We start from the raw sequence: 21226 nt of genomic DNA on the forward strand, positions 1-21226 counted from the left end.
CTATTAGTATCAAGTAGCGAGTATCAAGTATCAAGACACCCTTTGGTATATATCTACAAAGCATTTAAATCGTGATACTCGCTACTTGATACTACATTGTTATTTACTTGATACTTGACACCAGTTCACCGAGTTTGATAGTGTCTGCGTAAAGTTGCTCATACAAGCGGTCGTCCAGTACTTTTTTGCTGATGAGCTTACTTCCCATGCCCACCGCGCAAACACCGGCTTTGAACCAGGTACTGATGCTGTCGATATTCAAGTCAACCCCACCTGTTGGCATGAATAACTGACCTGCAAACAGATCTTTGATAGACGACATAAACTCTGGCCCCAAAATATTAGCTGGAAACAGCTTAATCAATGCCGCGCCATGTTGCTGGGCGGTATTAATTTCGGTCGGCGTCATACACCCGGGAATCCATAACAGATCATGTTGTTTGGCTATAGCCCCTACTTCGGGGTTGATTACCGGCGCTACAATAAAATCGGCTCCGGCAGCTATAAAAGCGGTTGCTTCAGAAGCGGTTTTTATGGTACCGATACCCAATTGCAGATCGGGCATTTCTTCCTGCTGCGCCTTTTTCAGCACAATAAAATTGGCCAATGCCGCGGTGCCGCGGTTGGTATATTCAAATACCCTAATGCCCGCCCTGTACAAGGTTCGGGTTATCTCCAGGCTTACTTGCGCATCTTCATAAAAGAAGAGTGGTAATGATCCCTGGTTTAATATGGCATTCAGTACAATATCTTTTTTGCTCATGGTTTAATAGCGTTTATGATTTGTTGAACCGTTTTATGGGTTGCATCACCTTCTATAAATAATTTCTGATAGGCAGCCGAGGTGGCAAATTCCAGTGTCTCCAACGGATCAAGATCACTGTAAAAGCCATAGATGAGGCCAGCCATAAAACAATCGCCGCTGCCTACTTTATCCACCACCTTATCGGTATCATATTGTTTTGAGCTGTGCAGTTTATCACCATCGTACAAAGCCGTGTAGTAGTTTATCCCCTCGCCAGCATCAAAACGGAATGTATTGGCTACAGCCTTACATTTTGGAAATTGCGCAATAATGGTTTCTGATGATTTTTGAGCCTCCTTCAGGTAAATACTTTTTTGACCCGATTCGGTTACATTGGGTTCAACCGGTATGCCCAGCATCCGTTCGGCAGCCCAGATGTTGCCCATGATCAGGTCGGCATATTTTACCAGTTGTGGCATTACGTCGATAGGTTGTTTACCGTATTGCCAAAGGCGCGCCCTATAGTTAAGGTCGACCGATATGGTGATGTTTCGTGCAGATGCCGCTTCCAGCACCTCGGCGCAAACATCAGCCACATCCTGACTAATAGCCGGGCAGATAGCGCTAAAGTGAAACCAGCTTACGCAATCAAGCACCTTATCCCAATCCACCTGTCCGGGTTTTAAACCGGCAAAGGCCGAATTAGCCCGGTCATAGATCAGCGCATTGTTCTTGATATCTTTTCCGCGGGTTAAATAGTACAGCCCTATCCTATCGCCACCCTTATAAACCGGCGTTGTATCCACATTTTTATCCTGCAGGAAATCCAGGATCTGTGTGGATAAAGCATTATCGGGCAAAGCCGTAAAATAAGCCGATGGCAGCCCCCATAAAGCTAAAGCAGTAGCCACATTCAGCTCGGCACCGCCTACAAAAAATGGCAACTGGTTTTCGTGCAGCCATTCGCCACCCGCGTCCGGGCATATCCGGAGTAGCAATTCGCCAAACGAAAGTATACTGCCTTTAGCTGATCCGTTATTGAAAGAATTACTCATTACTGCTTATCGAAATTAAAGTAGTTTTTAGCGTTATAATAGCAAATGTCCTGCACTATCTTGCCAGTCCATTCTATATCGTTTGGCAGTTCGCCATTCTCTATATCTTCGGCAAACAGGTTACAAACCAGGCGGCGGAAATACTCGTGCCTTGGGAAGGATAAAAAGCTGCGCGAATCTGTAAGCATACCCACCATCCTGCTTACCAGGCCGATGTTTGACAGCGCGTTCAGTTGTTTGATCATCCCATCCTTTTGATCCAAAAACCACCATGCCGAACCGAACTGCACCTTACCGGCAACGGAACCATCGTTAAAGTTACCCGTCATCGCGGCAAACAACTCATTATCTGATGGATTTAAGTTGTACAATATCGTTTTCGCCAGCCTATTATCAGCATCAAGCCGGTTTAGAAACTTGGATAAGGTAACACCTTGCTTAAAATCGCCAATGGAGTCCCAGCCTGTATCCGGGCCGGAATTGGCTAAGCCACGGGTATTGTTGTTACGCAATGCACCCAGGTGATATTGCTGCACCCAACCTTTTTCATGATCCCACAAAGCAAATTGGTACAGCATAGCCGATTTAAACTTGGATATCTCCAATGGTAATAAAACTTTTTTACTCCTGATCTTTAAAAAAATCGTGGCTATTTCAGCATCAGTATAATCATCAGCATCAATATGCGATAAACCATGGTCTGATAAGGTACAGCCATTAGCCGCGAAATAATCATGACGGATCTTCAAAGCTTTTAAGTAATCATCATAGCTTGCAATATCAACATTACTAACCGATTGCAATTGATCGATATATTGATTCAGCGCGTTCAGATCATCAGCATTCATCGCTTTATCTGGTCTGAAAGCCGGAAGTACTTTTATTTCGAAACCATCTTTTTTGATCTGCTGATGAAAGGCCAGATTATCCAGCGGATCATCCGTAGTACAAACCACTTCCACATTCTTTCCTTTCAGGATATTGCGGATGCTGAATTCAGGAGTTTTCAGTTTGGCATTACACTCATCATATATCTGCTGAGCAGTTGCCGGTGAAAGCAGGTCATGGATACCGAAATAGCGCTGTAATTCCAGGTGTGTCCAGTGATATAATGGATTACGCAAAGTGTAAGGCACTGTTTCGGCCCATTTTGCAAACTTTTCCTGGTCGCTTTTATTACCGGTGATATAAGCTTCATTAACACCATTGGCCCGCATAGCCCGCCATTTGTAATGATCACCGTAAAGCCAGGCATGCGTGAGGTTATTAAAATTAATATCCTGGGCTATCTGGTCGGGCGGTAAGTGACAGTGATAATCAATAATAGGCAGCTGGCTGGCATATTCATGGTACAGGCGCTGCGCCGTTTTGGTATTTAATAAAAAATCCTGATCTAAAAAATTCTTCATTAGTAGCTAAGCAGGTAAACTGCTTTTTAAGTTTATAATTATACCTTATTTAACCTCACCTAAATCCTCTCCAAAGGAGAGGACTTTAACTTCACTTTCGAACCATCTCCTTTGGAGAGGGCGGGGTGAGGCTATAAATTATGCTTTATCGAACAATGAGCGTTTTACTCCCATTTCCAATCCCCTCAGTTCGGCAAGCCCTTTTAACCTGCCAATGGCCGAATAGCCGTGATAGGTTTTATAATTAAAATCGTCCAGCAGTTTATGACCATGATCCGGGCGCATGGGTATAGCCACATCTGCGCGGCCTTGTTGCTGGCGTTTTTGCTGTTCTAAAACAATATTTTTCATCACGGCGTACATATCTGTACTGCCGTTCAAATGCTCCGCCTCGTAAAAGCTGCCATCATCCTCGCGCTGTACATTGCGTAAATGCAAAAAGTGGATATGCTCGCCTAACCTTTCTACGATGCCTGGCAGGTCGTTATCAGGTCTGGCACCCAATGAACCACTACAAAAGGTTAGGCCATTACTTGTCGATAGCCTAAAATTAACCACATCCACCAGATCCTGTTCTGTGGAAACCACACGTGGTAATCCCAGTATCGGGAACGGCGGGTCGTCCGGGTGGATACACATTTTCACTCCGGCTGCTTCGGCGCCGGGAATAATGCCCTTCAGGAAATAACCCAAATTGGCTTTCAATGCAACAGCATCAGTATTGGCGTAGCGTTTTAAATGCTCTTTAAACTCCGGGATAGTTAATACTTTATTGGTACCCGGTAAACCAGCCATCAGGTTATCGATCAGTTGGGCTTTTTCTTCGGCGCTGATGCTGTCTAAATATGTTCTTGCAGCTTGCTGTTGTTCGGCAGTAAAATCATTTTCGGCACCTTCACGTTCCAGGATATACAGGTCAAAAGCGGCCAGTGCTTTGGCATCGTACCTCAGCGCGGTTCCTTTGTTGGGTAACAGGAAATCCAGATCGGTACGTGTCCAATCAAGCACCGGCATAAAATTGTAACATACAATATTGATACCTGCCAGCGAAAGGTTTTTCAACGTACTTACATAGTTCGCAATGTATTTATCTCTATCGGCCGAGGCTGTTTTGATACTCTCGTGAATATTAACGCTCTCTACTACCGACCAGGTAAGCCCGGCATCTTCAATAATATTTTTGCGTTGGTTGATCTCGTCTAAACTCCACACCTCGCCAACCGGGATGTGATAAAGCGATGTAACTATGCCCGTAGCACCAGTTTGCCTGATAGCTGTTAATGTAACCGGATCGGAAGGCCCAAACCAGCGAAATGTTTGTTCTAAATTATTAACCATGGATTGATGGTATCGTATATAAAAGGTTTGTTGTGACCGGCAAATTACACATCATTTTGTACAAGTTGGAACGGTTAATCAAAACAAATCCACGCAAACGTTTTCGGATGCGGCTTATTGGCAAGATACATTTAACCCTTAACTAAATTATATAACGTTTTAGCTATTAATAAAACTATTTAAGCACAAAAGGCGGCAGATCATCTGATCCACCGCCTTTTACCATATGTTGAAAAATAATTTCTACCAGAAGATAGAGTAAAGCGCTATTACAATACCTGTAACTATCAAAGCGCCAGCAGTAAACGCACGGGATGTTTTAAACATCGATCCATCAATTTCCAGGCCATTGGTTTTAACACCGCGGGCGCCGTCAATTTTTGAGATGATATACATACCTACAACGCAAATAACAAATACAAAACCCATACGGTCAAGGAACGGTATCTCATAAAGCTTGGTAACCTTATCGTCCTGCAGGGCCAGTTTCGAGAAGCCATAAGGCGACAGGAAGCTCAGATCGGCAAAACGCGGTAACAGTTTAAAGAAGCACGACATGATAAAGCCGCCAATAGTAGCGAACATAGCCGCGTTTGATGTCGCTTTTTTCCAGAAGAAACCCAGAATAAACATGGCAAATATACCCGGAGATACGAAACCGGTATATTCCTGAATGTACTGGAAGCCTTGTTTGCCTTCGCCCATTAAGGCGTTACCGATCACCTCTGATAAAAGTATACCCAAAAACATAGCTACCACTACCGACCATTTACCCAAGTTCACTAATTTTTTATCATCAGCTGCCGGATTAATGGCTTTTTTGTAGATATCCAATGTAAATATGGTGGCAATACTATTTGCTTTACCAGCCAGGGAAGCCACGATTGCTGCCGTTAAAGCGGCAAAAGAAAGTCCCTTTAAGCCACCTGGTAACAGGTTTAGTAAAGAAGGGTAAGCCTTATTAGGGTCGGTTACACCAGATGCACTCAGCATTTCCTGGTGAAACATACCTTTTTGATAAAGTACATAAGCCGCGATACCGGGCAATACTACGATAACAGGCATCAGTAATTTCAGGAATGCGGCGAATAAGATACCGCCACGGGCTGTTTTAAGATTTGCGCCCAATGCCCTTTGCGTAATGTACTGGTTACAGCCCCAATAGTTAAGGTTGGTGATCCACATACCGCCAATTAACACGGTTAAACCCGGCAAATCCATATAGTTAGCGTTATCCTTTTTGAAGATCATGTGGAAGTGATCATTCGCCTCGCTATACATCGATTTAAAGCCGCTTATAATTCCAGGTGTATTGGTAAAAGTGCTTAGTTTATTAAGCGCAAGGTAAGTTGCAACCAACCCTCCCAGTATCAATACAGCAACCTGTATAACATCGGTGTAACCAATTACCTTCATACCGCCCAGGGTAATGATCACCGCGAATATAGCCAGCAACCAGATACACAAATGGATATCCAGACCAGATATACCGCTGATAGCCAAAGCGCCCAGGTACAATATCGACATCAGGTTAACTACGATGTACAGCAACAGCCAGAATATGGCCATTACCATAGCCACCGTACCGTTATACCGCTGGTGCAGAAACTGCGGCATGGTGAATATCTTGTTTTTAAGATATACCGGGATAAAAAATACCGCTACAATGATCAGTGTAATTGCTGCCATCCACTCGTAAGTTGATATGGCCAAACCCATCTTGAATGCCGATCCGCTGGTTCCGATAAACTGCTCGGCAGATATATTGGAAGCGATCAGCGATGCACCGATAGCCCACCAGGTCAGTGACCCTTCGGCCAAAAAGTAATCTTTTGAAGTGGCATCGGCGTTGTGTTTACGCTTATATACCCACCAGCCATAGCCGGCGACTAATACAAAGTAGATCAAGAATACAGCATAATCGCCGATCGAGAGGGTTTTCAGGTTCATTGTTTTGGTTAAGTTGGTTTTAATATGTTAGATTGACAATTATAAACTATATATAGCGATTTATCAAATTTTCTAAATATTCTTGTTTGCCGCTGATGGTTTTAGGCTCACCATTAGCGATGGCATAGTTACGCAAATCCTCTAAAGATAGCTTTCCTGTTTCAAAATCGTTACCAGAACCGGTATCGAATGAAGCATATCTTTCTTTGCGGATCTTTTTATAGTCTGATTTTTGCAGAATGTTATCAGCAGTAACTAAAGCGCGGGCAAAAATGTCCATACCACCAATGTGCGCGTAGAACAGATCGGCCGGATCGGTTGAGTTGCGACGGATCTTTGCGTCGAAGTTGATACCACCGCCCTGGAAACCGCCTGCTTCCAGGATGATCAGCATACATTCGGTTACTTCGTTGATATCGTTCGGGAACTGGTCGGTATCCCAGCCGTTCTGGTTATCGCCCCGGTTGGCATCTATCGAACCTAATAAACCTGAATCGGCAGCTACCTGCAATTCATGCTGGAAAGTATGACCAGCCAGTGTGGCGTGGTTAACCTCCAGGTTCAGTTTAAAATCGTTGAGCAGGTCATATTTCTGCAAAAAGCCCAAAACGGTAGCCGCATCAAAATCATACTGGTGCTTGGTTGGCTCACAAGGTTTTGGTTCAATAAAGAAAGTTCCTTTAAAGCCTTGTTTGCGAGCATAATCTTTAGCCGTATGTAAAAAACGGGCAAAGTGCTCCTGCTCGCGTTTCATATCCGTGTTCAGCAGACTCATATAACCTTCACGACCACCCCAGAAAACATAGTTCTCGCCGCCTAAAGCAATGGTGGCATCGATGGCGGCCTTAACCTGCGCGCCTGCATGAGCCAGCACATGAAAATCGGGATTGGTGGAAGCGCCGTTCATATACCTTTTGTGGCTGAACAGGTTTGAGGTACCCCAAAGCAGTTTTACACCGCTAGCGGCTTGTTTTTGTTTGGCGTAGTCCACCAAAGCCTGTAAACGCCTGTCGTTTTCATTTACGTCGTTACCATAATCAACCACATCCACATCATGGAAGCAGTAGTACGGCAGGTTCATTTTGGTGATGAACTCAAAAGCCGCGTCCATTTTATCCTTGGCACGCTCAACCGCATCGGCTTTTTCATCCCATGGAAATACGTGGGTGGGGCCGCCAAACGGATCGGCACCGGTACCGCAGAACGAATGCCAGTACGCGCAGGCAAAACGCAGATGATCTTTCATGGTTTTACCGGCCACTACCCTATCCGCATCATACCAACGGAATGCCAGCGGATTATCCGATTGCGTTCCTTCATATTTGATCTGTCCTATCTCTTTAAAAAACTGTTTTTCTCCGGTTACGATGCTCATATTTTTTTAATTATTGAATTACTGATTTAGTGAATTAGTGATTTGTTTTAATTATTGATTTTTGAATTTTTCTTTTTTAGCCTTTGGCTTTATGCCTTCAGCTTTAAGCTTAAAAGTTCTTTCCATTCCTGGTAAATGGGTTCAAATTGTTGGGTTGAGGGTTCAATCAATTGTATAGCTTTGGCATTGCTGAAAGCTTCAGCTGGCGATTTGTATATGCCTGCACCGATACCAGCGCCTAAGGCTGCCCCCACGCTACCATCGTTATTATACAGTTCTACGGGTACGCCGGTGGCATTTACGAACGTTTCGGTAAACAGTTCGCTCAGGAACAAGTTGCTTTTGCCCGCGCGGATAACCGTTGGATTCATGCCGTTGCTGCGCATGATATCCAGGCCATAACGAAACGCGCTGGCAATGCCTTCCTGCACTGCACGGAAAATATGTGCTTGTGTATGCAGGTTCAGGTCGATATTTTGAATGTGGGCGCCTACCTGTTTGTTGTTCAGCATGCGCTCGGCGCCATTTCCAAAGGGTAATATCTGCAGACCATCGCTTCCCAATGGTGCTTTTTTAGCCTCGTTGTTCATTTGGGTATAGTTTAGTCCTGTCCCAAAATTGTATTTGGCCCAGCGATATAGGCTGCCTGTGCCATTGATACACAACAACACACCCAAGCGTTTTTGCTCTTCGGCATAATTAACATGGGCAAAAGTGTTGATACGCGATTGCTGATCATAGGTTAGTTCGTCGCTCACACCATATATCACGCCCGAAGTACCTGCCGTAGCTGCCACCTCACCCGGATTAAGCACATTTAAGGACAGGGCATTATTAGGTTGATCACCCGATTTATAAGCTACCGGAATACCAGCTTTCAATTTCAGTTTTTCTGCCACAGCGGCCGATAAGGTGCCATGCGAAGAAAATACAGGATTGATCACCGGGAAAAGACTTTCATCAAAACCAAAATAATTGATGATCTCTTTAGAAATACCATTAGCTTTGAAATCAAAAAATACACCCTCCGATAATGCCGATACCGAAGTGGTGATCTCGCCAGTAAGTTTCATAGCGATATAATCGCCGGGAAGCATGATCTTATCTATCTTACTGTAGATCTCGGGCTCATTTTCCTTTACCCAGGCCAGTTTAGATGCCGTAAAGTTACCGGGCGAATTGAGCAGGTGCGATAAAGAATACTCCTCTCCTATGGCGGCAAAAGCTTTATCGCCAATTTCAACGGCACGGCTATCGCACCAGATAATGCTATCGCGCAATACATTTTGATCTTTATCAACCAGCACCAGGCCGTGCATTTGGTAGGCAATACCAATGGCGGCAATATCTGCCGGGTTGTAGGCATTTTTTGCATGGCAGCGTTCCAGGGACTGCTGCGCCTGCTCCCACCACATTTGCGGCGATTGTTCGGCCCAGCCTGGGTATAAAGCTTTAATGGGCGATTCTTCATCCGGGTATTGCGCCGAGGCCAATATTTTTTGGGTGGCCGCGTCAACAACGCTCACCTTAACCGAAGACGTACCTATATCGATGCCTAATAGCAACATACTTTTAGATGGTTATGACGTGAATAATTAGGGTGTGTTTATTTTTTGGTAACTTAACGAGACGAAATTAAATAAATATTTAAAATTACAATCGATTGCGTAAAATATTTTTTCCAACTTGCACTTTGTAATGAAGAAAGTAAAACGTACCACCATTTATGATATTGCCGAAAAACTGGGCATTACCGCTTCTTCCGTTTCACGGGCACTAAATAACAGCAGCCAGGTGAACGAAAAAACCAAGGAGCTGATCATTAAAACAGCCGACGAGCTCAATTATAAGCGGAACACGCTGGCCTCTAACCTGCGTAAGGGTCAGTCAAAAACCATTGGCGTAGTGATACCCCGCATTAACCAGAATTTTTTCTCGAACGTGATTGCTGGTATCGAAGAAATCACCTATCAGAAAGGCTATAACCTGATTATTTGTCAATCGGACGAAGATCACGACAAGGAGGTGCAGTGTGTCAATACGCTCATCAATCAGCATGTAGATTGTATCGTGATATCAGTATCGGCCGATGGTAATGATTACCAGCACCTGCAAAATGTGTTGGATCATGGCATTCAGCTTATCCAGTTTGACCGTGTGGCCGAAGAGCTGGAAACCCTCAAGGTGATCAATGATAATGTTCAGGCTTCATACGAAGCGGTATCCCACCTCATTGAAGGTGGTTATAAAAGAATAGCCCTGCTGGAAGGACCTCAAAATCTGAGCATTTTTAAACAACGTAAGGAAGGCTACCTGAAAGCATTCAAGGCATACAATGTACCCGTAATAGAGGAATTGATTGTGGAAAATGCATGGACAAAAGAACTGGGCGCCCTGGGAACCCGCAAACTGCTGAGCCTGCCCCAGCCACCGGATGCCATATTTGCCTCCACATCCGATTTCTCGGCATTAGGTGTATTGGACGTGGCCAACGCCATGGGTATCAAAGTACCATCGGAGCTGGGTATATGCGGTTACGCTAATGAAAGCTTTTCGGAGATTACCAGTCCGTCCATAACCACTATCGATCAGTTTAGTATTTATATGGGCAATACCGTGGCCAATTTGTTTTTTCAGGAAATAGGCAATAACGATACCACCACCAAACCAAAGATCATCAGCATCAAACCGGAATTGATCATCAGGGGATCGACGAAACGGAACGGGTAAACACCCTTCTAAATCTCCCCAAAGGGTCGACTTTTAAAATCCTACTAATTCAGTTAGGTGCTTTTATGGGGCACTATGCTAATCAAAAGCCCTCTCCAAAGGAGAGGGCTAGGTGAGGTTTACTAAATTTTACGCACTAATCCAACCAATTACACTTAAAAAGTATATTTTATATTTAATATCAATTAGTAAATCTTCACGATTTTGTTACATTATAGCTTTAAATTCAGCCATTATTTAGTATTACGCATATGGATGATTTTATTGCAGCAAGGTCGCAGATGGCCTTATCGTTAGGTTTTCATATCATATACTCCTGCATCGGTATGGTGATGCCCGTTTTTATGGCCATATCACACTACAAATGGATCAAAACCCACGATCCGGTTTACAAAAACATTACCGTAGCCTGGAGTAAAGGAGTAGCTATATTTTTTGCTACAGGCGCTGTTTCTGGCACTATGTTATCCTTTGAGCTGGGCCTCCTTTGGCCGGGTTTTATGAAACATGCAGGCCCCATATTCGGTATGCCCTTTTCGCTCGAAGGGGTAGCCTTTTTTATCGAGGCGATAGCCCTGGGCTTTTTCCTTTACGGCTGGAACCGGCTCAATACCTGGTTCCATTGGGTTACGGGCATTGTAGTAGGCATCAGCGGTATCGCATCGGGCATACTCGTAGTATCGGCCAATTCCTGGATGAACAGTCCCTCTGGTTTCGATTTCGTAAATGGCAAATACCTTAATATCGACCCATTGAAAGCCATGTTTAATGAGGCCTGGTTCTCTGAGTCGCTTCACATGACCATCGCCGCGTTCTCGGCCACGGGTTTCGCGGTTGCGGGTATCCATGCCCTCATGATCCATCGCAAGCGTAATGTGCATTTTCATAGTAAGGCCTTTAAAATAGCCATTGTATTTGGTGCCGCGGCGGCCATTTTACAGCCTTTAAGCGGTGATATATCTGCCAAGGGCGCCGCCAAAAGGCAACCCGCCAAACTGGCCGCCATGGAGGCTTATTTCCATACACAAAGCTATGCACCTTTGGTTATCGGCGGCATACCGGATACAGCGGCTAAAAAAGTAAATTATGGGATAGAGATACCTGGTTTACTGAGCTTCCTGGTGCATGATAATTTCAAGGAACCGGTTAATGGCCTGGATAAGATCCCTGTTAAAAACCAGCCTCCTGTAGCCGTTACGCACTATGCATTCCAGATCATGGTTGGTTTTGGTATGCTGATGATGCTGATCGGGGTATTGTATTTTATTGCCTTATGGAAAAAGAAGGACTGGTTTACTAAAGGCTGGTTCCTGAAAATGTTTATCTGGGCTACGCCTGCCGGTTTTATCGCCCTGGAAGCCGGATGGACGGTGACAGAAGTGGGCCGCCAACCCTGGATAATACAAGGGGTTATGCGTACCAGCGAGGCGGTTACGCCGATGCCGGGTATCCAGTACTCCTTTTACCTGTTTACCTTTATTTATTTTACGCTGAGTGTATTTGTTATTTTCCTGCTGAAAAGACAAATACAAATGGTGCCCGAATTGTATGACCGTTAAGCCCATAAAGATATGTTGTACGTAGTTATTTTGTTTTTATTTGCCTCCATTACGCTGTACTTTCTGTTAGGCGGGGCCGATTTTGGCGCGGGTATCATCGAGCTTTTTACCTCCAATGATAATAAGCACCGCACCCGCAAAACAAGCTACCAGGCTATCGGCCCCATATGGGAGGCTAACCACATGTGGCTCATCATTACCGTAGTGATCCTGTTTGTGGGTTTCCCCACTATTTACAGCGAAATGTGCGTTTACCTACACATCCCCCTGCTCATTATGCTATTGGGTATCACAGCCCGCGGAACGGCATTCGCTTTCCGGAATTATGATGCCATTAAGGACGAGAAAACGCAGGGCTTTTACAATCATATATTTGTTTACTCCAGCTTTGTTACGCCTATGTTCCTGGGTATCATCGCGGGTAGTGCCCTATCCGGCCAGATAGCCCCCACAGCAAAAACATTTGCAGGTGTCTATATTTTCAGCTGGTTGAACTGGTTCTCGGTTTCGGTCGGATTTTTCACCGTAGCCCTCTGCGGCTTCCTGGCTGCCATTTACCTCATTGGCGAATGCCCCGAAGTATATGACGTGAAACGCTTTATCAAAAAAGCCAAAGCCATGAACATAGCTGCCGTGATACTGGGCGCATTGGTATTCCTGGCGTCGTATGTAGAACATGTGCACCTGGCCGACTGGATATTTGGTAACCTACTGAGTCTGACGGCTGTTATCGCCGCTACGCTATCGCTGGTATTATTATGGTTTATTATCTCCGACAAAAAGAACAAACAATGGATCAGGGTGCTGGCCGCGTTCCAGGTAAGCATGATCCTCATTTCGGTTGGCCATACCCGTTTCCCCCGTTTTGTGATCTTTAAGGATGGCAGTTCCATGTCGCTGCTTACCGATCACGCCACAGGCAAATCTATCGACGACCTGGGCGTAGGTTTGCTTATAGGCAGCCTATTCATACTCCCGGCGTTGGGATATTTGTATTATAGTTTTAAGAAGAAAGGCAATGAAACTGTTGAAGAACATTAATTTCTCTTAAACCTGTCATTCTGAGCGCAGCGAAGAATCTAATAGTCGTCATGCACGTCTAAGAATAGATTCTTCGCTGCGCTCAGAATGACAAAAAGAAAAATCAGCAGTCTAGCGCTGAAATATCTCCGGATACTTTCGGATAAAGTAAACCGGGGTGCAGCTCCAGGCATGACAATAACTGTTTACCGGGTAAAAATTATACGGCGATTTCAGTTCATCCTTCGGATCATACACTTCCCAAAAAGTGTCAGCTCCTTTTTTAACCATCCCGCCCCAATAATTTTGCAGCTCATCCTTTGCCTCAGACTTTAAACCACTTTCAATAAGAGCGGCTATATAGTAATGAAACATATAAGGTGTCCCGGGATGTACCGCATCCTTAACAGTGGTTAGCGCTTTTAAAGCCGCTTGTGCTTCCTGTTTGGAAGCCACCCCGCTCAATATCATCCAGGCTTGTGAACCATAGGAGATCTGTTTATTTGTACCGCTCACAAACAAGCCCGATTTTGGATCATATAGGTTTTTATAGGCAGCGGCCTTTAACTTTTTGGCTAAAGATTGTATGTCATCCACTTCGTTTTCCTTGCCCAATAACTTCGCCAGCGCGTAGGTTTGGTTCAGGGTATAAATAGATAGTCCCTGCAAACAGTCTTGTTTGTCCAGGCCGTCCTGCCAGTCAAAAAACACCCACCACTCCTTACCGGCCTTTTGATAATTCATCATACCATCAGCACCGGCGTATTTACGGATGATGTCCAGCTGCTTTTTGGCAACAGGCCATAGGTCAAGTCCGGTTTGCCTATCATCCGTGGCTGTAACATATTCTTTTAGCGCCACATTGTACAACAGGCAGTAATCCAGTAAGCGGCTCCCTGCCTGGGCATGGGGTTCGGGGTTTTCAAATACATTGGCGAGCAGAATGCCATCTTCGGCAGATAAACCAGCCAGCAGATAAAGACAACGCTTGGTGAGTTGGTTATTTTGGTACGAAAACTGACCGGCTAATGATTCCAAATACAGATCGCCTATCCAAAGTCGCCTATCGCGTTTGGGGCCATCTTCATACACAGTTTGCATGCATTCTTTTAAGGTTGCCAATCCCACACGGTCAATATCGGCAATGATTTGTGGTGTAGTGGCGGCCAGAAGTGGTGGTTTAAAGGCCACTGACGAGTTTGCCTTAAACACCATATTGCTGATATGAAAATCAAAATTGGGCGAAGCACCCAACAATTCAACCTTTACATATCGCCCTGAAAGGCGGCGTGGTATGGTAACCTCTGCGGGCATTTCGGTAACAGTAACGGTTTCGTCTTGCAGCCAGGCCCGGCTCAGGGTTCCTTTGTAAGGATCAAAAGGTACAGATAGTTCTGCGGGTACTTCACCAAAGGTAAATTTTAGCCTCACAGGGCCATCGGGCGTTCCTTTGAGCGATTTTATGAAGAAGGTCAGGTACCCGGTTACATGTTCGCCAAAATCAACCACAACGCCGTTTTGCGTTTTGAACGAAGTGTTATACAACTTGCCTACACTATCCGCAGGCACAGCTTTCCAACCCTGGAAAGCTGCTGGGTCTTTCTCCATACGTACCAGGCCAATAGGTTGCTTTTCTGTCTCGATAAGTTTAGGCTTGTTGTCTTCCGCTTTTTTGAGCCAATCCTGCCGATATGTCTGGTATGGATCCTGGGCCTTTACGTCACCGGCAAACACCACAATTAAAAAAAACGATAAAAGAAGAAACTTTGGGTTAAGTAAATTTAATACCATAGGGGAATAGTTTAATTAAGTTTTCAGGGTTCCGGTAATTGGTTGTACCGGAGGTTGTTAATTGGTTATAACAACATAAATATATACATTTTTCAAACTATCCCCTACCATCTTTTTCATGAATAAAATGCGGCTGTGTAATAGTACATTTGTGCTGATCCAATAATAAACTGTGAAGAATTATCTGAAAATATTATCGATAGACGAGTACTCTATTACGCCCAAATATCTGCAGCTATCCAACGCCATTATCCGGGGTATCGAAAGCGGAGATATTGTTAAGGATGATATGCTTCCCTCTATTAATGATCTGAGTTTCGCGCTGGATACTTCACGCAATACTATTGAGCGGGTTTACAAGGAATTGAAAGATAAGGGCATTGTAAGTTCGGTACCTGGCAAGGGATTTTTTATTTCGAATACCGATTTTCAGAAACCGATTAAGATATTCCTCCTGTTCAACAAACTGAGCGCGCATAAAAAGATCATTTACGATGCTTTTGTGGATACCATTGGCGAAAAAGCTACCGTCGATTTCTACATCTACAATAACGACTTCCATTTTTTCAAGAAGATCATTACCGAAAGCGCCCAAAATGATTATGCCAAGTATATTATTATCCCGCATTTCCTGGATAATGAAGCCAAAGCACACGAGATTATCAATACCATCCCCAAGGATAAACTGATTCTGCTGGATAACCTGGTACCCGGCGTAAGCGGAAAGTTTGCAGCGATATATGAAAACTTTGCTACTGACGTGTACGAAGCCCTGAAAAAGCTCATGGATAAGCTAACTAATTACCATACCATCAAGCTGATATTCCCGGGCAAAACCTATCACTCCAAAGAGATTATGAAGGGCTTTTTAAATTTTTGCCGCCAATATGCTTTTGAATATGCTGTGGTCGATTCCTTATCGGCAGAAACCATCCAGCCGCAAACGGTCTATATCAGCCTGACCGAGGACGACCTGGTTGAACTGATCAAAAAGATCATCGCGTCTGATTTGAAAGTAGTTCAGGACGTGGGCGTTATATCTTATAATGAAACCGCCCTTAAGGAGATCATCCTGGATGGTATCACCACCATATCAACTGACTTTAAGCTGATGGGCAGCAAAGCCGCAGAATTTGCCCTGAGTAACTGCCACGAACACTTCGCGGTACCGTTTCATGTAATGGTGAGAAGCTCGTTGTGAATTGTGATGTGAAAGAATTAAAAAAAGCTGTCAATCATTTACGATTGACAGCTTTTTTATATTTAACAAGAATGACTTTTTTATTTACGATTGGATAAACGCTAAAAGATCTTTGTTTATAGTGGCAGCTTCGGTAGCCGGCATTCCATGAGGGAAGCCTGGATATGAAATCAACTTTCCGTTTTTTAAAAGTTTTATTGCTTTTGCACCTGATATAGGGAATGGAACGATCTGATCATCCTCACCATGCAAAACAAGCACCGGAATATCTACACTTTTAAGGTCTTCTGTAAAATCTGTTTCGGAAAAAGCCTTAATACCATCATGATGCGCTTTTACCCCGCCCATCATTCCCTGGCGCCACCAATTATCCCTGATCCCCTGGGATATTTTTGCGCCTTCACGGTTATAACCGTAAAACGGGATGGTAAAATCTTCAAAATATTGGGCCCGGTTAAATGCCGTGCCCTCACGTATTTCATCAAATATAGCCATGGGCACGCCATCCGGATTGGTGTCAGATTGCACCATGATCGGCGTAACCGCGCTTATGAGCACCACTTTAGCTACGCGACCTTTACCCAAATTAGCAGCATAATGAATGGCTTCGCCACCGCCGGTTGAGTGACCAATATGTACGGCATCTCTCAGGTCAAGCGCTTCGGTTACCGCAGCCACATCAGCGGCATAGGTATCCATATTGTGCCCTTCTGAAACCTGGCTTGATCTTCCGTGCCCGCGGCGATCATGGGCAATCACCCGGTATCCCTTTTTCAGGAAAAACATCATTTGTGCATCCCAATCATCTCCGGATAAAGGCCAGCCATGATGAAAAAAAAGTGGTTGCCCTGTTCCCCAATCCTTGTAATAAATCTCGGTTCCGTCTTTTACTGTGATCTTACTCATTTCTGTTAATTATGATTATGGTGATTAATAAAATGCAGGAAACATGCTCTTTTAAATAGCGTGATGTTAGACAGGTCTAACAATTAAAAATAGCAAATAAAAGCGCTGATTGATGAATGGATCAATTAAAATCTAATCAAAATTTATACACATTAGTTAAGTGCTTCTAATCGAAGGGAAAATAATTTCCAGATATGTTGAATGAGAGTTTTCTTAGAAGGAAAGCTTTAAAAAAAATCATCCTGAACAAAAGGGAAGAATCTACTTAGCAGATTCTCCCCTTTTGTTTAGGATGACAAATTATATAGGTTGAAGTGATTACTTCAATACTTTGATCTTGATATTCCTAAAAAACGCTTCATTGCCATGATCCTGCAATAACAGGTGACCTTCTTTTGCTTCGCCGAAGTTTTTCCAGATGGTGTATTTGCTGATAGCTACCAAGTCGCGGAATTCTTTTGAGCCGCGCTCGTATTCCAGCACTTTAACACCATTCAGGTAATGTTCAACGTGGTTATTTGGATAAACCACTATACGACCGATGTTCCAGCTGCCAATCGGGTGCACAAAACGTTCCTGCTTGTTGGCTTTAATCAGATCGTATAAAGAGGCCAGCGTACGATCGCCATCACGGCCCAGTTTGGCATCCGGGTGCAGCTTGTCGTCCAATACCTGGTATTCCAATCCTATGGCTGAGCCCTTGGTCACTTCGCTCAGGGTTACAAAATATTTAACCCCGCTGTTGGCACCGGGCGTTAGCTTAAATTCAAATGAAAGGTCAAAGGCGCTATACTGATCGTTGGTCACGATATCACCGCCACCAGATTCTTCTTTTCCGGCTGATGGCAGCACATGCATGGTTCCATCTTTGTACTCCCAGCCAAAAGTTGGGAAAGTTTTCAGGGTAGCACCACGCCAGCCGGTATTGGTTTTGCCATCATACAGCAGTTTCCAGCCGGCAGCTTTTTCGGCCGGGGTAATGCTGTTGGGCTGCAGGTTTACCACATAAACATCTTTTGGAAAAGGTGTTGATTTTAAGTTGGTAGTTTGCAGTTTAAGGTTTTTAAAATATACTTTTTTACCAGCCTGCTCCTCTTTACTCACCGCGTGAACCTGCAAACCAATAAATCCTTTACGGTCAATAGTATCCACTACATCGGCAGTAGGGACGCCATTAATCCAGGTTTTCATTTCGTTGCCGATACATTCAATTTTGATGTGGTTGAACTCACCTACCTTGAAAGCATCTTTTGCTTTGGCGTTCAGATCAAGCGGGTAAAGCCAGTCGCGGCGGCCTTCGTCATAAATACCACCTGTCCATTTACGATCAGACGGATCAATTTCAAACTGACGGCCATAAACCTTTCCCTTACCTTCATGACCGGCAGGATCATAATGGCTACGAGTTTGCACACCAGAATTACTCAGCTTGCTTTCTATTTTGGCATCCAGTTCCAATATAAAATCACCATACTCCTTTTCGGTAACTAAAAATGAGTTGCCCGAATTTAAAACGGTAGTACCTACTATTTGTCCGTCTTCTACCTTATAATCGGCTGTACCGGCCAGGCGTTTCCAGCCTTTAAGGGTTTTACCATCAAATAAGGTTTGAGCGTTACTTTTAACAGGCATTAAGGCCGCCACAGCAAATAAGGCTATGGCCGGGTAGATGATTTTCTTCATGTGTAGTTTTATAATGGTTTTTATTTAGGATTTTTCAAGTTTACGCAAACCTGCCGGAAAGTGAAAAACGTTTATACGTTTACCTCCCAGCCTTTTTCATACTCCCTGCTCCATAATTTGGTAGCCTCCGGATCATTCAGGATATGCCCGTTGGCCGGATCAACATGCAATACCCTGTCAACACGATAGGATATATTACCCAGTTGTGGCAGCAATGTCGACTTAAATCCGATCTCGATCGGGCAGTTTAAGGCTGCCTTGCCACGTATTGCGTCTATAAAGTTTTGCATATGGAGGCCATCAAGCGCTTCGGTAGGACTTACTTTATTGGTAGCATCAACTTTAGTATCGTCCTTCACATCCTTTACCAGTTTATTATTTTCATCATAAACCTGGTAGCCATTGCCGCCGCCATAAAACACGGTTCCTTTATCGCCATAGAAAATAACACCGCGGCTTAATTTTTCGATGCCAAAGCCATTGCAGCTGCGGCTTTCCCACTCGGCAGCGGTATTGTTGGGGAAATTAAACAGGATATTCTGTGTATCAGGTGTTTGCCAGTCATCATTAAAATGAAAACGACCGCCGGTTGATACTACCTTGTTCGGAAAATCGACGCCCAGGCCCCAGCGGATCACATCCAGCTCATGGGTACCGTTGTTGAGGGCTTCGCCGGTTCCCCAGTTCCAAAGCCAGTGCCAGTTATAATGGATCAGGTTGTCCTTATAGGCTACCCGTGGCGCGGGGCCCTGCCAAAGATCATAGTTCAGGTTTTCGGGAACAGCGGTTTCTTTACCGCGGCCCATGGTTGCCCGGTGATTGGTGTACCAGCCTTTGGCATAATAAGCCCTGCCGATAACGCCATTATGTAATTCCTTTACCATCGCCTGCACATTATTAAATGACCTGCGCTGACTACCCATTTGCACCAAACGGTTATATTTTTTGGCAGCAGCAACTGCCATCTCGCCCTCATGCGGGTTATGGCTGCAAGGCTTTTCTACATATACGTGTTTACCCGCCTGGCAGGCCATAATGGTGGCCGGGGCGTGCCAGTGATCGGGAGCGGCAATAACTACCGCGTCAATTTCCTTGATCTCGAGCATTTTACGGATATCGGTGATACCCTGCGGCTTTTTACCGGTAATTTTAAATATTTCGTTGATGGTTTTATCAACCACTTTGGAGTCAACATCACATATATATCCTATTTCAACATTGGGTATACGCGCAAAGCTTTGAGCCAGGTATAAACCCCGGCTGTTGGTTCCCATCATCCCTAAAACCACCTTATCATTTGGCGATCCATCAAAAACCCCGGCTTTTGATAGCTCTGGTGTAAGCAGGAAGCAGGTGCCTGCTAATGAACTTGTCTGGATGAACTTTCTACGGGTAATCATATCTAAAACGGTTAATTGGTTTATTACCTACTACTTGTATAAGCAAAGATGGCAAATTACCTAAGTTTTAGAAAGCTTTAAAGAAAATGAACAACTTTTTTTAAAAATGAACTGTAACTTAACTGTGACTTAAATCTGCCTGTAAAACAATCATTTAAAGAAAATACAAAAATAAAGGGGCCTGGTTATGGAGCCCCTTTAAATTCACGGTTAAATATATTTTTTTAAACTAAGCCTTGTATCGAAAATACATCAAGTTTGGATGTCTGAAAATTACGCACCCGCTTATACACACCATTACCGTTGCTACTGCCATCAGTATTGGTATTACCCTCAACAGTTTCGAACAAATCGCCATGAACAGCAGTGATAAACCCGGTATGAACCCAATCAAAACTGGTTTTCTGCAATAGGAAAATATCGCCTGGCTGTACAACCGACGGATTATTGCGCACCGCCGCGTAACGGGTGAGGATGCCTTTATTGACACCTGTTGTACCAATGGTATCGCAACTATAGGATAAAGGCATCAGCGAACGAAAATCTTTTCCTAATTGGCTGGCAGCCTGGTCAACAATAGCTTGCACAAAGCCCATGCACCAAAACCAGGAGGTACCTTCTGAGCCATCCATATAGCTGCGTACCCACGGGCCACAGTTACTCTGCCCTTTAACAGTAAGTTCAAAGGGAGCATTGCTTAGATGCTGAAGCGCGGTATTAACAACAAGCGTGCGTAAATCGTTGCCTTTTACCGGGGTGGTAAACGCATTGGAGAGCGGCCTGGATAACTCGGTAAACAGGGCGCCATCAACAATGCCGGTTTGCGGCAGGCTTTTTGCCTTTTGAAAGGCTTTTACCGCGGCTTCGGTAGCCGGACCAAAGTCGCCATCGATACCTGTAGCGGTACCCGCAGCCGGTTTAACCATGGCGTACAAATTAAGCCAGCTTTGTACTTTGGTTACATCCTTTGAGGTGTTGGTGCTTCCGCCCCGTTGCTGAGTGGCGGATATGGTAAGTTCTTTCAGGTATTGTTTTTTAACCATGACAGGTAAGGTTTAAAGTGA

Annotated in this window: 16 protein-coding genes; 4 read left to right on the forward strand and 12 right to left on the reverse strand. The window is 44.4% G+C overall.

Annotation, left to right across the window (positions count from 1 at the left end; translation table 11 throughout):
* Positions 1–103: 103 nt before the first annotated feature.
* From ACTJKG_RS06940 to ACTJKG_RS06970, 7 genes are all read right to left on the reverse strand, one after another.
* Entirely contained in the window at positions 104–763 is a 660-nt protein-coding gene (locus ACTJKG_RS06940; RefSeq protein ID WP_440738750.1) for a bifunctional 4-hydroxy-2-oxoglutarate aldolase/2-dehydro-3-deoxy-phosphogluconate aldolase, read from the reverse strand.
* Complete coding sequence (locus ACTJKG_RS06945; protein ID WP_440738751.1) at positions 760–1800, reverse strand: PfkB family carbohydrate kinase; 1041 nt, start codon at positions 1798–1800, stop codon at positions 760–762. Before ACTJKG_RS06945 ends, ACTJKG_RS06940 begins: the two co-directional genes overlap by 4 nt.
* The gene (gene uxaC, locus ACTJKG_RS06950; RefSeq protein WP_440738752.1) at positions 1800–3209 is read right to left on the reverse strand and encodes a glucuronate isomerase; all 1410 of its coding nucleotides are present in this window, start codon (positions 3207–3209) and stop codon (positions 1800–1802) included. Before uxaC ends, ACTJKG_RS06945 begins: the two co-directional genes overlap by 1 nt.
* Before the next feature lie 138 nt (positions 3210–3347).
* A complete protein-coding gene (uxuA, locus tag ACTJKG_RS06955) occupies positions 3348–4547 on the reverse strand; it encodes a mannonate dehydratase (protein WP_440738753.1) in 1200 nt (399 codons plus the stop codon).
* A 243-nt stretch (positions 4548–4790) separates the two neighbouring features.
* On the reverse strand, positions 4791–6491 hold the full coding sequence (locus ACTJKG_RS06960; protein ID WP_440738815.1) for a sodium/sugar symporter: 1701 nt from the start codon (positions 6489–6491) through the stop codon (positions 4791–4793).
* 52 nt (positions 6492–6543) lie between these two features.
* Positions 6544–7872 carry a xylose isomerase gene (gene xylA / locus ACTJKG_RS06965; protein ID WP_440738754.1) on the reverse strand — a complete coding sequence of 443 codons (1329 nt, stop codon included), beginning with the start codon at positions 7870–7872 and terminating at the stop codon, positions 6544–6546.
* An 89-nt stretch (positions 7873–7961) separates the two neighbouring features.
* Positions 7962–9440 (reverse strand): xylulokinase, encoded by a 1479-nt coding sequence (locus ACTJKG_RS06970; RefSeq protein ID WP_440738755.1) that lies wholly within the window; start codon positions 9438–9440, stop codon positions 7962–7964.
* A 130-nt stretch (positions 9441–9570) separates the two neighbouring features.
* Here ACTJKG_RS06970 and ACTJKG_RS06975 point away from each other — a divergent pair, with 130 nt between their 5' ends.
* The 3 genes from ACTJKG_RS06975 to ACTJKG_RS06985 all read left to right on the forward strand — a co-directional run bounded on the left by ACTJKG_RS06975 (position 9571) and on the right by ACTJKG_RS06985 (position 13202).
* A complete protein-coding gene (locus ACTJKG_RS06975) occupies positions 9571–10602 on the forward strand; it encodes a LacI family DNA-binding transcriptional regulator (protein ID WP_172333057.1) in 1032 nt (343 codons plus the stop codon).
* Between the two features lie 251 nt (positions 10603–10853).
* Positions 10854–12161, forward strand: coding sequence for a cytochrome ubiquinol oxidase subunit I (locus ACTJKG_RS06980; RefSeq protein WP_440738756.1), 1308 nt, complete (start codon positions 10854–10856; stop codon positions 12159–12161).
* Between the two features lie 12 nt (positions 12162–12173).
* Positions 12174–13202: a cytochrome d ubiquinol oxidase subunit II gene (locus ACTJKG_RS06985; RefSeq protein ID WP_440738757.1), complete on the forward strand. Its 1029-nt coding sequence runs from the start codon at positions 12174–12176 to the stop codon at positions 13200–13202.
* A 111-nt stretch (positions 13203–13313) separates the two neighbouring features.
* Here the strand turns inward: ACTJKG_RS06985 and ACTJKG_RS06990 are convergent, their stop codons facing one another.
* The gene (locus ACTJKG_RS06990; RefSeq protein WP_440738758.1) at positions 13314–14972 is read right to left on the reverse strand and encodes an alpha-L-rhamnosidase-related protein; all 1659 of its coding nucleotides are present in this window, start codon (positions 14970–14972) and stop codon (positions 13314–13316) included.
* Between the two features lie 172 nt (positions 14973–15144).
* Between ACTJKG_RS06990 and ACTJKG_RS06995 the strand changes: the two genes are divergently transcribed.
* Entirely contained in the window at positions 15145–16173 is a 1029-nt protein-coding gene (locus tag ACTJKG_RS06995; RefSeq protein ID WP_440738759.1) for a GntR family transcriptional regulator, read from the forward strand.
* A gap of 84 nt (positions 16174–16257) precedes the next feature.
* Here ACTJKG_RS06995 and ACTJKG_RS07000 read toward each other — a convergent pair whose 3' ends face one another.
* From ACTJKG_RS07000 to ACTJKG_RS07015, 4 genes are all read right to left on the reverse strand, one after another.
* On the reverse strand, positions 16258–17079 hold the full coding sequence (locus ACTJKG_RS07000; protein ID WP_172333052.1) for an alpha/beta fold hydrolase: 822 nt from the start codon (positions 17077–17079) through the stop codon (positions 16258–16260).
* A 318-nt stretch (positions 17080–17397) separates the two neighbouring features.
* Positions 17398–18762, reverse strand: coding sequence for a 3-keto-disaccharide hydrolase (locus ACTJKG_RS07005; RefSeq protein WP_172333051.1), 1365 nt, complete (start codon positions 18760–18762; stop codon positions 17398–17400).
* Between the two features lie 71 nt (positions 18763–18833).
* The gene (locus ACTJKG_RS07010) at positions 18834–20162 is read right to left on the reverse strand and encodes a Gfo/Idh/MocA family protein (RefSeq protein ID WP_172333050.1); all 1329 of its coding nucleotides are present in this window, start codon (positions 20160–20162) and stop codon (positions 18834–18836) included.
* A gap of 224 nt (positions 20163–20386) precedes the next feature.
* On the reverse strand, positions 20387–21205 hold the full coding sequence (locus tag ACTJKG_RS07015; protein ID WP_172333049.1) for a peptidoglycan-binding domain-containing protein: 819 nt from the start codon (positions 21203–21205) through the stop codon (positions 20387–20389).
* Positions 21206–21226: the final 21 nt, after the last annotated feature.

It is taken from the genome of Mucilaginibacter sp. 22184 (genome assembly GCF_052045695.1).
Lineage (GTDB): Bacteria > Bacteroidota > Bacteroidia > Sphingobacteriales > Sphingobacteriaceae > Mucilaginibacter.